The 10,302-nt window shown below is 61.3% G+C and carries 12 protein-coding genes and 1 pseudogene; 11 read left to right on the top strand and 2 right to left on the bottom strand.

What is annotated here, in order from left to right:
• Nucleotides 1-327 precede the first annotated feature (327 nt).
• A complete protein-coding gene (locus NW818_RS10910) occupies nucleotides 328-1,389 on the bottom strand; it encodes a carboxypeptidase-like regulatory domain-containing protein (RefSeq protein ID WP_414424564.1) in 1,062 nt (353 codons plus the stop codon).
• Nucleotides 1,390-1,477: 88 nt separating this feature from the next.
• Entirely contained in the window at nucleotides 1,478-3,466 is a 1,989-nt protein-coding gene (locus NW818_RS10905; RefSeq protein WP_414424563.1) for a carboxypeptidase regulatory-like domain-containing protein, read from the bottom strand.
• A 165-nt stretch (nucleotides 3,467-3,631) separates the two neighbouring features.
• Here NW818_RS10905 and rpmJ point away from each other — a divergent pair, with 165 nt between their 5' ends.
• The 11 genes and pseudogenes from rpmJ to NW818_RS10850 form a co-directional block, all read left to right on the top strand.
• A complete protein-coding gene (gene rpmJ, locus NW818_RS10900; protein ID WP_011433187.1) occupies nucleotides 3,632-3,748 on the top strand; it encodes a 50S ribosomal protein L36 in 117 nt (38 codons plus the stop codon).
• 201 nt (nucleotides 3,749-3,949) lie between these two features.
• The gene (gene rpsM / locus NW818_RS10895; RefSeq protein ID WP_011433188.1) at nucleotides 3,950-4,333 is read left to right on the top strand and encodes a 30S ribosomal protein S13; all 384 of its coding nucleotides are present in this window, start codon (nucleotides 3,950-3,952) and stop codon (nucleotides 4,331-4,333) included.
• Between the two features lie 84 nt (nucleotides 4,334-4,417).
• Nucleotides 4,418-4,804: a 30S ribosomal protein S11 gene (gene rpsK, locus NW818_RS10890; RefSeq protein WP_011433189.1), complete on the top strand. Its 387-nt coding sequence runs from the start codon at nucleotides 4,418-4,420 to the stop codon at nucleotides 4,802-4,804.
• A 134-nt stretch (nucleotides 4,805-4,938) separates the two neighbouring features.
• Nucleotides 4,939-5,946, top strand: coding sequence for a DNA-directed RNA polymerase subunit alpha (locus NW818_RS10885; RefSeq protein ID WP_414331185.1), 1,008 nt, complete (start codon nucleotides 4,939-4,941; stop codon nucleotides 5,944-5,946).
• Nucleotides 5,947-6,041: 95 nt separating this feature from the next.
• Nucleotides 6,042-6,392, top strand: coding sequence for a 50S ribosomal protein L17 (gene rplQ / locus NW818_RS10880; RefSeq protein ID WP_011433191.1), 351 nt, complete (start codon nucleotides 6,042-6,044; stop codon nucleotides 6,390-6,392).
• A gap of 13 nt (nucleotides 6,393-6,405) precedes the next feature.
• Nucleotides 6,406-7,263 carry a tRNA pseudouridine(38-40) synthase TruA gene (gene truA, locus NW818_RS10875; RefSeq protein ID WP_414424562.1) on the top strand — a complete coding sequence of 286 codons (858 nt, stop codon included), beginning with the start codon at nucleotides 6,406-6,408 and terminating at the stop codon, nucleotides 7,261-7,263.
• 45 nt (nucleotides 7,264-7,308) lie between these two features.
• Nucleotides 7,309-7,764 (top strand): 50S ribosomal protein L13, encoded by a 456-nt coding sequence (gene rplM, locus NW818_RS10870; protein WP_011433193.1) that lies wholly within the window; start codon nucleotides 7,309-7,311, stop codon nucleotides 7,762-7,764.
• The gene (rpsI, locus tag NW818_RS10865) at nucleotides 7,761-8,171 is read left to right on the top strand and encodes a 30S ribosomal protein S9 (protein ID WP_414424561.1); all 411 of its coding nucleotides are present in this window, start codon (nucleotides 7,761-7,763) and stop codon (nucleotides 8,169-8,171) included. The genes rplM and rpsI overlap by 4 nt, the downstream gene beginning before the upstream one ends.
• A 76-nt stretch (nucleotides 8,172-8,247) precedes the next feature.
• A complete protein-coding gene (gene rpmE / locus NW818_RS10860) occupies nucleotides 8,248-8,472 on the top strand; it encodes a 50S ribosomal protein L31 (RefSeq protein WP_414409113.1) in 225 nt (74 codons plus the stop codon).
• A gap of 54 nt (nucleotides 8,473-8,526) precedes the next feature.
• On the top strand, nucleotides 8,527-9,609 hold the full coding sequence (prfA, locus tag NW818_RS10855) for a peptide chain release factor 1 (RefSeq protein WP_011433196.1): 1,083 nt from the start codon (nucleotides 8,527-8,529) through the stop codon (nucleotides 9,607-9,609).
• Nucleotides 9,610-9,711: 102 nt separating this feature from the next.
• Nucleotides 9,712-10,302 (top strand): annotated as a pseudogene (locus NW818_RS10850) (aconitate hydratase B); the annotation flags it as partial.

Genomic DNA, 10,302 nt, shown 5'->3' with positions numbered 1-10,302 from the left:
TTATTATTGACTAGAGTCATGCTCCCCCTTCGCCCTGGCCGTTGGTAGGGGTGGGGGCAGGTGCTGCAGGGATAATCGGCGGCACAATGTACTGGCGCAGGCAGCGTCGCTGCAGACAACTGCAAAACCAGATCCAAGCTTTGCAAGCTCCTGTTGTGGCGGCTCCTCGCGCTCTTCTGGCTCTTTCGGCTCCTCCTCCCGCTCTTCATCGGGGGGCAGCTCTTCTCGCCACTCTTCGGGCGGCTCCTCCCGTCGTTGCTAGACGAACTCAGAGGACAATCCCTTTCACGACAACAGAAGAGATCCCGGAGCTGTTCTGCTTAAGACCTAGGGAGTCGGTGTGGCAGAGGGGATGCGCAGCTCCACAGCCGTATCCAGGCGAGAGCGTGGGGGTGGGGCTTCTCCCTGAGCCAGTTCTAGGTACTGGGCCAGCGGGTGATGCTCCTTCCAGCGGGATCCCACCTCAGCAGCCATCTGGGTGACTTGGATTTGATAAAGCTGGGCCAGCTCGGCAGCATTGAGGTTGCTCCGCTCCACCTGATCGCGACTGGCCTCGGCCAGGATATCTACCACAAGGTTGCCTTGCTCATCAAACCGCCACAGTTCCAGGCGGCTGCGGGAACGCAGGCTCAGCTCCGTTGGCGAAGCTGGTCGAGTGAGGACATCGACGCGGGCGATGACGATGGCTTCCAGGCCCAGGTAATCGAAAAATTGGCCCACCGCCTCCGGCTTGCGGCGATCCCACTCAAACAATTCGTAGATGGGCCAGCCCACCTTCTGCAAAATGGGCTGAATGCGACGGTTGTCCAGGGGCACCACCTTCTCGCCGTTGGGGATCAAGCCCAGACGCACTGCCTCTATGGCCAGGCGCTGGCCCAACAGTTGGGTGTGCTCCAACCCTCCCACCCCCAAAATGCCAAGGCGACGACGGGGTTGAGGCCGAATGGGCACCTGCAAAACCACATCCACAGGGGTGGTCAGGCCCCCTTGCAGCAGGATCTCCTGCTCTGCCTTTTCATAGTCGGGGTGCCACACCGTCAACAGCCAACGCCCGGCTGGGGCTTGGTCTAGCTCAAAAGCGCCCCGCTCATCGGTTTGAATCGGCTGATTGGGGTTCTCCATGCCCTCCAACTGCACCTGTGCCCCCGCCACAGGTTGCCCCACGCTGTTGCTCACCTGCCCCACCAGCCGTGCTGTTCCCTGGGGCTGCCCTCTGTTTTGGGAGGGAAACAACGGCGTCAACCGCGGAATGGGGGTGGCCGGAGCCTGAGCCAGCGCTCCTGAAGCCAGTGCCAGCCAGCCGCAGAGGGCCAGACTGCCTGTTCGCGAGAGCGTTGCGTAGCGATAGCTAATCCTGTGCCGGAGAGGATGAAAGAAGAAAAAAGGCATGGCGAAGGTTGCATCCGGTAGTAGCAGTCGGTTCTATTCTGCTCCGCACCCCTGACGCGAACAGGGCAAGATCCTGCTGCAGGGATCCTCACCCCGAAAAGGGGTTGTTGGCTTGCCATTGTTGGACAAACACCGGCACCATGTTGCGCACCTGCAGCCGAAACAGGCCCGCTGCCGCATCTTCAAACATCGGATCCCCGCCCACATCATCCCGCCCATAGGCTTCGTAGTAGCGAGCCCGATCCCCAGGCCGATCCCTCTGCAAGTCCACCACCACCACCACCCCGCGGCTGCGCAGCTGGTTGGGGGTGAAGTTGGGAATTTCCACCGGCACCGTCGGGGCCACAAAGCGTAAGGCTGTATTCAGCAGAGAGTTGCCCTGGCGGTTGTAGTCCCGCGAGATCTGCATCTGGGTCAAGAGGATATAGCGCAATCCCAGGGCATCCCCGATGGCCTTCAGCTTGGCCAAATCGGAGGTGTAGCGCTCATCCCGATCCAACAACGTTAGGCCCTGGGTGAGGGGCAGAAGCGGCTCAAACCGAGGATCCGGCCCCAAAGGCCCCTTCAAGAGGATCACCGGTCGCTGGGGCTGCAACTCCTTCAGGGCCATGCTGAGGTGGCGGGCCAGCTCATCCGAGTAAACGGGTTCATCGGGCAAAAGGCCAATGCCCTCCGGCTGGCGGGTCGGTTCCCCTGGCGGCAGGCGAATATCCTGAGTGGAGACAAAGCCGGCCCGGACTTCCACCTGGGTGCTGGTCAGCGGAAAACCCGGCACCTCCACATCCACCAAATACAGGCCGGCCGGCAGTTCCGGCAGCACATAAGTGCCGTCGGCAGCAATGCGGACGGTTTGCCTGGGTTGGGTTGGCGTGGCGGCCAAGTGCAAAACCCCCGTCTGAACAGGTTGGCCGGCAATATCCAGCACCCGCCCGGTCACCACACCGCGGTTGCCTGGAGAGGGGACTCCCCCGTTCAGGACCTCTGTCCCGCCGTCGCCAACTTGAGCCTGAATATCCTGCAAACGGCGCAAAGCTGGGATCCCTGCTGCCACCACCCACAGATCCCGCTCCCCCAACATCACCAGACCCGTCGGCTGTCCCTGCAGCCGCAGCGAGGCCACCAATTGCCCCGTCTGTAAATCCACCAGCTGCAGGCGGTCGCTATCGCGGGAGGTCACGTAAGCCCAACGTCCATCAGGGGAAAGGGCCAGCCGCGTCGGTCGCCAATCCAGGCCAACCCGCTGCAGGGCCTCGCCGCTGCGGCTCAGATCCAGCACCGTCAGGTCTTGGCTGCCCGAGTTGAGCACCACCAAGCGTTGCCGTTCGGCATCCAAAGCCATCGCTTCCGGAGTATTGCCGCCGCGCCAACGGGCCAACAACTCCCCGTTGTCTGGGTTGACCACCAGCAAACTGAGGGGATCCTCCCCGGCTAGACCCACAAACAGGGATCCCCGCTGCGCATCATAGGCCAGCGCCAAAGGGGGGCCGGGCATCGGCAAATTGCGGGCTTGCGGCTGCTCTGAGGGGTCGCTTTGGCGTTTGTGCTCCGCACCGCTGCTGCGAAGGGGAGCAGCCATCACCGCCAAACTCTGGGCAGAGGGCAGGGAGGCGAAAACCCGCCCTGTGGCCGCATCCACGGCAATATCCAAAACCCCTGCCGGCAACCCATAAGCCTGAATCAGCTCCCCCGTCAGCAGATCGAGGGCCACCAGCCCAGGGGCATTGGGGCCAGAGGCATAGACCACCTGCCGCGCCTCATCCACCCGCACCACACTGGGGGCAAACCCCACCGCCGCCTGCCACAGGGGATCCCCGCTGGCCCCATCCAGCAGAGTCACCGCCTGCTCCTCCAACAGCCCAACCGCAACCCAGCCCCGACCCGGTACCCCATCGATGCGATCGGCAGAGCTGCGCAACGGCAAAAGCCAATCCCCCTCTGTCCTCAGGCCGTTCCCGTCCGTCGAAAAGTTCTCCACCGCAGAGGAGGAGCCTGCCTCCGGCGAAGGGATCCCTTGCCCCAACACAGGGGATCCCAGCCCCAGCACGCTGCTCAGCACAACCAGCCATTGCCACCGCATGACCTTCCTCACTCCACAGCCGCGCCTGCTTTGACTCAGGAGATCCTCGCCCAACCAGCATAGCCAACCCGACTGTCCGCTCGCTGTCAGCAAACCCAAACACATTTTGACAGGTTGCCCAGACGAACATAGAATGGATATTCGCTGGTTTTGTCAGGATCAACCATGAAGGTACGGCCTTCCGTCCGTCGGATCTGCGAAAAATGCCGGGTCATCCGCCGCCACGGTCGGGTGATGGTCATTTGTTCTTCCAACCCCAAGCACAAGCAGCGGCAGGGCTAGAGGGTCGATGGTGGGTGGGTTCAGCCTGCAACGGGAGACAGAGGCAAAGGCTTCCGACACAACCGAGCAAAACGTTGGCTAGACCTCTCGGTGAGCATGGATCCCAAGACCAGCATCTCCACGGCCACATCCCCCTGAATAAAAATCCCATCTCAGGCAGGCAACTTGGTTTGATTTGATTTCGATAAGGTACCCCTGACTATGGCACGGATTGCGGGAGTTGACATCCCCCGAGAAAAGCGAGTGGAGATTGCCCTCACCTACATTTACGGCATTGGGCTAACCCGCTCCCGCCAGATTTTGGCGAAGACCGGTATCAATCCGGATACTCGTACCCGCGACCTCACCGACGCTGAGGTGGCCGCCCTACGGACGGTGGTGGAGGGCGAATACCAGGTGGAAGGGGATCTGCGCCGCCAGGAGGCGATGAACATCAAGCGGCTGATCGACATTGGCACCTATCGAGGTCGTCGCCATCGCCTGGGTCTGCCCGTGCGTGGTCAGCGCACCCGCACCAATGCCCGCACCCGCAAGGGGGTCAGGAAAACGGTGGCCGGCAAGAAGAAAGCTCCTGCCAAGAAGTAGTCGCTCGGCTTTGCGCGGAAGGCAAAACTCTTCCACCATCCCGAATCCCAACCCCAAACAGTCGATTGCGAGGACACTTGGATCATGGCTCGGCAGCAACGGCGCGGACGTAAAGTCAAAAAGAACATCCCCAATGGGGTGGCCTACATTCAGTCCACCTTCAACAACACCATCGTCACCATCACGGATCCCAACGGCGATGTGGTGTCTTGGGCCTCGGCAGGTTCTACGGGCTTCAAAGGGGCCAAAAAGGGCACTCCTTTCGCCGCCCAAATGGCAGCAGAAAGTGCGGCGCGTCAAGCCATGGAGAACGGCATGCGCCAGATCGAGGTGATGGTGAGCGGGCCGGGAGCCGGTCGAGAAACCGCCATTCGCGCTCTACAGGCAACGGGCTTGGAAATTACCCTTATTCGAGATATCACCCCCATTCCCCACAACGGTTGCCGTCCTCCCAAGCGGCGGCGTGTCTGAAGGATCCCGCGTTGAGGGCCGGTCGAGCGTCTGTAGGAGTTTGCTCCAGAGCTACAGGTCTGCCCAAGCGTGAGATGACCTCGAAGTTTCATCAGTTCTCCAAACGGATATCGAGCCAGACGGACGGGGCCACCATGACGATTCAAACCAGCCGAACCCTCTCCCACTCTCTGGGCAGCAGAGCGAGCGCAAGTGCTGTTGCCTACCAGACCGAGTGTGTTGAATCTCATCGGGATGATAACGGCGTTCACTACGGCAAATTTGCTTTGGGGCCGCTGGAGCGCGGCCAAGGGATCACGGTGGGCAACGCCCTGCGGCGGGTGTTGCTCTCCAATCTGGAGGGGACGGCGGTGACTGCTGTACGCATTGCCGGGGTGACCCACGAGTTTTCCACGGTGCCGGGGGTGCGGGAAGACGTGATGGAGATCCTTCTAAACATGAAGGAGCTGGTGCTGCGCTCCAGTTCCCCCGAGACTCAGGTGGGCCGTTTGGTGGCTCAGGGGCCAGGGGAAGTTACTGCTGAGAAGCTGCAATTGCCCAGCGATGTGGAGGTGATCAACCCCCGTCACCACATTGCCACCCTGGCGGAAGGGGCAATTTTGGAAATGGAGTTCATGATTGGCCGGGGACATGGCTACCGCGCCGTCGATTACTCTGACAGCAAGGCGATGGCGATTGATTTTCTGCAGATCGACTCTGTCTTCATGCCGGTGCGCAAGGTGAACTACGCCGTGGAAGCAGCTCGGGTGGGCCAATTCCTGGAAAAAGATCGGCTAGTATTGGAAATCTGGACCAACGGCAGCCTCACCCCGCAAGAGGCCCTCAGCCAAGCGGCCCGCATTTTGGTGGGCTTGTTCGCACCGCTGCAGGAGGTCAGCTTCGATGCTCCTGTGCCGCCCAAGCCAGACGAGGACAACCAAAAAAACCAGATCCCCATCGAGGAGCTACAGCTCTCGGTACGGGCCTACAACTGTCTGAAGCGAGCTCAGATCAACACGGTGGCCGATCTGCTGCTCTATACCGAGGAAGATCTGCTGGAGATCAAAAACTTTGGCCAGAAGTCTGCGGAAGAGGTGGTGCAGGCTTTGAAAGCCCGCTTTGGTCTGACACTGCCCCGCACCCGCGAAAAAGGCAAGGCCTAGAGTTTAGGTTCCGTCTCAAGCATCTGCACCGCTAGCACAACCGCGTCAAAACGCAAGGATCCCCGAAGAGTGTAGGACACAAGACAGAGGTTACCATGCGCCACCGCCGTCGTACCCCCCACCTCAACAAGCCCGCCGACCAGCGCAAGGCCCTGATGCGGGCGCTGACCACGGCTCTGCTGCGGGAAGGGCGGATCACCACCACCAAAGCCCGCGCCAAAGCCATTCGGGCCACCACCGAGAAGATGATCACCCTGGCCAAAGAGGGATCCCTGGCGGCGCGGCGACAGGCGCTGGCCTACATCTACGACAAGGAGCTGGTGCGCTCCCTGTTTGAGCAGGCTCCTGAGCGCTACCGGGATCGGCCCGGTGGCTATACCCGCATCTTGCGCACCGTGCATCGGCGGGGGGATGGAGCAGAAATGGCGGTCATCGAGCTGGTGTAGCGGAAAGGGATCCATGCCGTACCGTCGCATTGCCCTGAGAATTCAGTACCTCGGCAGCAGGTTCTATGGCTGGCAGCGCCAGGCAGCCCGCCGTACCGTGCAAGGGGTGCTGGAGGAGGCGATTGCGTCGCGGGCGGGGCATCCGGTAACCCTCTATGGGGCCGGTCGCACCGATACGGGGGTTCATGCTGCAGGCCAGGTGGCCCACTTCGACACCACCTCCGGCATCCCTGCGGCGGAGTGGTCGAGGGTGCTGAACGACTGTCTGCCGGAAGATGTGGTAGTGCTGGCTTCTGCTCAAGTGCCTGACTCCTGGCACGCCCGCTTTTCGGCTCGCTGGCGCCGCTACCGCTACCTGATCCTGAACCGGGAGCGACCGGATGTGTTCTGGCGCCTCTTTAGCTGGCAAGTGCGTTGGCCTCTGCAGGTGGAGCCGATGGCGGAAGCCCTGAATTCCCTGCTGGGGGAGCACAGCTTGGAAGCCTTCCGGCGGCGGGGATCGGATCGGCCCCACTCGCGGGTACAGGTGCAGGAGGTGCTCTGCCAGCGGCTGGGGGACTTGATCAGCATCGAGGTGCAGGCCAGCGGCTTCCTCTACCGGATGATGCGGCTCTTGGTGGGATCCCTAGAGGTGGTGGGCCGAGGCGAGCTCAGCCCAGCCCAATTTGTCCACCTGTGGCAACACAACGACTGGAGCCAGATGCGCACCCGCTACAGCGCTCCTCCGCAAGGGCTGTGCCTGACGGATGTGGGCTATGCTGCGGATCCCTTCGGTCAACAGTTCGCCCACTCGCCGCCCTTTTGGGCCTTGCCCACAGAGCCTCCCTCCGCCCTCCGGTCGCCGGCTGCGTTGGCCCATTCCTGCGGTTGATTTGGGCGATCTCCAAGCTTGTCCTGATATGTTTCCTTGGCTGCCATGAACAAAACTCCCCTTCCCAACCCTGAGACTCTGGCGCCCCGCTGGTATCTGGTGGATGCTGCCAATCAGCGCCTGGGCCGCTTGGCCGCCGCTGTGGCCACCCTCTTGCGGGGTAAGCATAAACCGGACTTCACCCCTCACCTGGATACGGGGGACTATGTAATTGTGATCAACGCTGAGAAAGTGGTGGTCACCGGCAAAAAGCGCACCCAAAAGCTCTACCGCCGCCACTCTGGCCGTCCCGGCGGCATGAAAGTAGAAACCTTTGCCCAACTGCAGGCGCGGCTGCCGGAGCGGGTGGTGGAAAAAGCGGTTAAGGGAATGTTGCCCCACACCCGTTTGGGCCGGCGGCAATTCACCAAGTTGAAAGTTTATGTCGGGCCAAACCACCCTCATGAGGCCCAGCAACCCCAGGTTTATCCCCTCAACACGATCCCAGGAGCCAAAGCATGACTCAAGCGAGCAGCCAACGAGCCGTTTATTGGGGAACGGGACGCCGCAAAACCGCCGTTGCCCGCGTGCGTTTGGTGCCCGGCACGGGCAAAATCATCATCAACGACAGGCCGGGAGACCAGTATCTGCAGTATCAAGAAGCCCTGCTGGCCAGTGTGAAGGGGCCGCTGGAGATCCTTGGTCTGGAAAACTCCTACGATATCCTAGTGCGAGCCCATGGCGGCGGTGTTCACGGCCAGGCGGATGCGATCAAGCTGGGGGTGGCGCGCGCCCTCTGTGAGGTGGATCTGGCCAATCGCGGCCCTTTGAAAGTAGAGGGTTATCTGAAACGGGATCCGCGCGCCGTGGAGCGGAAGAAATACGGCCTGCGCAAGGCCCGCAAGGCTCCCCAGTACTCGAAGCGCTAGGGATCCCTGCCGTTGTTTTTAGAGGAAGATGTTGATAGACAAGGGTATAGAAACAGGCCCAGAGGAGGAAAGGGTTATGCCCAAGAAAGGATTGCACCCGCAGTGGTATCCAGAAGCCAAAGTCATCTGCAACGGCGAAGTGGTGATGACGGTGGGATCCACCAAGCCGGAGCTCAAGGTGGATGTTTGGTCGGGCAACCATCCCTTTTTCACCGGCAGCCAGAAGATCATCGACAGCGAAGGCCGGGTGGAGAAGTTCATGCGCAAATACGGCATGGGAGGTGGCAAAAAGGCCAAGTAGAGGTTCCCCCCTCCGGGTGTGGGCAATACTTGGATTCCTGGGTATCGCAAGTCTATGGCTTCTGCTCAACTGATCGACCAGCTTAAGAATGTCGAAGCCACCTTTCAGGAGCTGACGGTGCGCTTGGCCGATCCGGACGTGGCCACGGATCCAGCTGAGCTGCAGCGGATTGCCAAGGCCCGCTCCTCCTTGGAGGCCACCGTCCAGGCTTTTCACGACTGGCAAAAGCTGAATCGCGATCTGCAACAGACGGAAGAACTTTTGCGGGAATCGGCCTCCGACCCGGAGCTGGAGGCGATGGCAAGAGCGGAACTTGAGCAACTGCGGGCCCGCCAAGAACAACTGGAGGAAAAGCTCACCCTGCTGCTGCTGCCCCGGGATCCCAACGACGACAAGAACATTATGTTGGAGATTCGCGCTGGCACCGGTGGGGAGGAGGCGGCGCTGTGGGCGGCGGATCTGGCCCGCATGTACACCCGCTACGCCGAAAAGCTGGGCTGGTCGGTGCGTCTGGCGAGCCTCTCGGAAGGAGAGCTGGGGGGCTACAAAGAGGCGATCCTGGAGATTCAAGGGGATCAGGTGTACAGCAAGCTCAAGTTTGAAGCTGGCGTGCATCGGGTGCAGCGGGTGCCCGTCACCGAAGCGCAAGGCCGTGTCCACACCTCGACGGCCACGGTGGCGGTGATGCCAGAGGTGGACGAGGTGGAGGTGGTCATCGACCCGAAAGACATCGAAATCAAAACGGCACGTTCTGGGGGGGCAGGCGGCCAAAACGTGAACAAGGTGGAGACGGCGGTGGATCTTCTCCACAAGCCCACCGGGATCCGGGTGTTTTGTACCGAGGAGCGTTCCCAGCTGCAGAACCGCCAGCGGGCCATGCAGATTTTGCGGGCCAAACTCTACGAGATGAAGCTGCAGGAGCAACAGGCCTCCATTAGCTCTGCTCGGCGCATGCAGGTGGGAACGGGATCCCGCTCGGAAAAAATTCGCACCTACAACTACAAGGACAACCGCGTTACCGACCACCGCCTCAACCAGAATTTCCCTCTGCAGCCCATCTTGGATGGGGAGCTGGACGACTTGATCCAAGCTTGTATTGGCCTTTACCAAAAAGAGCTGTTGGCGGAGCTATCCTAGGCCAAGCTGAGTTACCGCCAGCGGATGGGATCCCTTCTCGAGGACCTTTCCTCTGCCGAGCTAGCGGTAGAATAAATACCCACGTCGAGTGCCTAAACCCCCATGCTGGCCGAATACCGCCAACACGCCGCTGCCCGCGAGGCCCAAGGGATCCCGCCGCTGCCCTTAAACGCTGCCCAGACCAGCCAGGTGTGCGAGCTCCTGAAGGCCCCGCCTGCTGGCGAAGAAGCCTTTTTGTTGCACCTCTTAACAGAGCGCGTCCCGCCGGGGGTCGATGAAGCCGCCTATGTGAAAGCGGGCTTTTTGGCCGCTGTGGCCAAGGAGGAGGTTGAATCCCCGTTGATCACTCCCCTGCGGGCGGTGGAGCTCTTGGGCACCATGCTGGGGGGCTACAACGTCCAGGTTTTGCTGGATCTGTTGCGGGATCCCCGGAGTGAGATTGCAGCGGCAGCAGCCCGCGCCCTCAGCCACACCCTGCTGGTTTTCGATGCCTTTCACGACGTGCTGGAGCTGAGCCAGTCCGGCAATGCCTATGCCCAACAGGTGATCGAGTCCTGGGCCAAGGGCGAATGGTTTACCGCCAAAGCTCCCCTGGCCGCAGCAATCACTGTAACAGTGTTCAAGGTTGCCGGCGAGATCAACACCGATGACCTTTCCCCCGCCGCCCACGCCACCACCCGCCCGGATATCCCC

The sequence above is a fragment of the Synechococcus sp. R6-5 genome (assembly GCF_047461775.1).
Lineage (GTDB): Bacteria > Cyanobacteriota > Cyanobacteriia > Thermostichales > Thermostichaceae > Thermostichus.
The sequence above is the reverse complement of the archived record's forward strand: the minus strand, read 5'-3'. Positions and strand labels throughout refer to the sequence as shown.

Excerpts from the sequence above, each read along its gene's own strand:
- NW818_RS10910 (WP_414424564.1), bottom strand. The coding sequence starts at position 1,389 with ATGCCTTTTTTCTTCTTTCATCCTCTCCGGCACAGGATTAGCTATCGC.
- NW818_RS10905 (WP_414424563.1), bottom strand. The coding sequence starts at position 3,466 with ATGCGGTGGCAATGGCTGGTTGTGCTGAGCAGCGTGCTGGGGCTGGGA.
- rpmJ (WP_011433187.1), top strand. The coding sequence starts at position 3,632 with ATGAAGGTACGGCCTTCCGTCCGTCGGATCTGCGAAAAATGCCGGGTC.
- rpsM (WP_011433188.1), top strand. The coding sequence starts at position 3,950 with ATGGCACGGATTGCGGGAGTTGACATCCCCCGAGAAAAGCGAGTGGAG.
- rpsK (WP_011433189.1), top strand. The coding sequence starts at position 4,418 with ATGGCTCGGCAGCAACGGCGCGGACGTAAAGTCAAAAAGAACATCCCC.
- NW818_RS10885 (WP_414331185.1), top strand. The coding sequence starts at position 4,939 with ATGACGATTCAAACCAGCCGAACCCTCTCCCACTCTCTGGGCAGCAGA.
- rplQ (WP_011433191.1), top strand. The coding sequence starts at position 6,042 with ATGCGCCACCGCCGTCGTACCCCCCACCTCAACAAGCCCGCCGACCAG.
- truA (WP_414424562.1), top strand. The coding sequence starts at position 6,406 with ATGCCGTACCGTCGCATTGCCCTGAGAATTCAGTACCTCGGCAGCAGG.
- rplM (WP_011433193.1), top strand. The coding sequence starts at position 7,309 with ATGAACAAAACTCCCCTTCCCAACCCTGAGACTCTGGCGCCCCGCTGG.
- rpsI (WP_414424561.1), top strand. The coding sequence starts at position 7,761 with ATGACTCAAGCGAGCAGCCAACGAGCCGTTTATTGGGGAACGGGACGC.
- rpmE (WP_414409113.1), top strand. The coding sequence starts at position 8,248 with ATGCCCAAGAAAGGATTGCACCCGCAGTGGTATCCAGAAGCCAAAGTC.
- prfA (WP_011433196.1), top strand. The coding sequence starts at position 8,527 with ATGGCTTCTGCTCAACTGATCGACCAGCTTAAGAATGTCGAAGCCACC.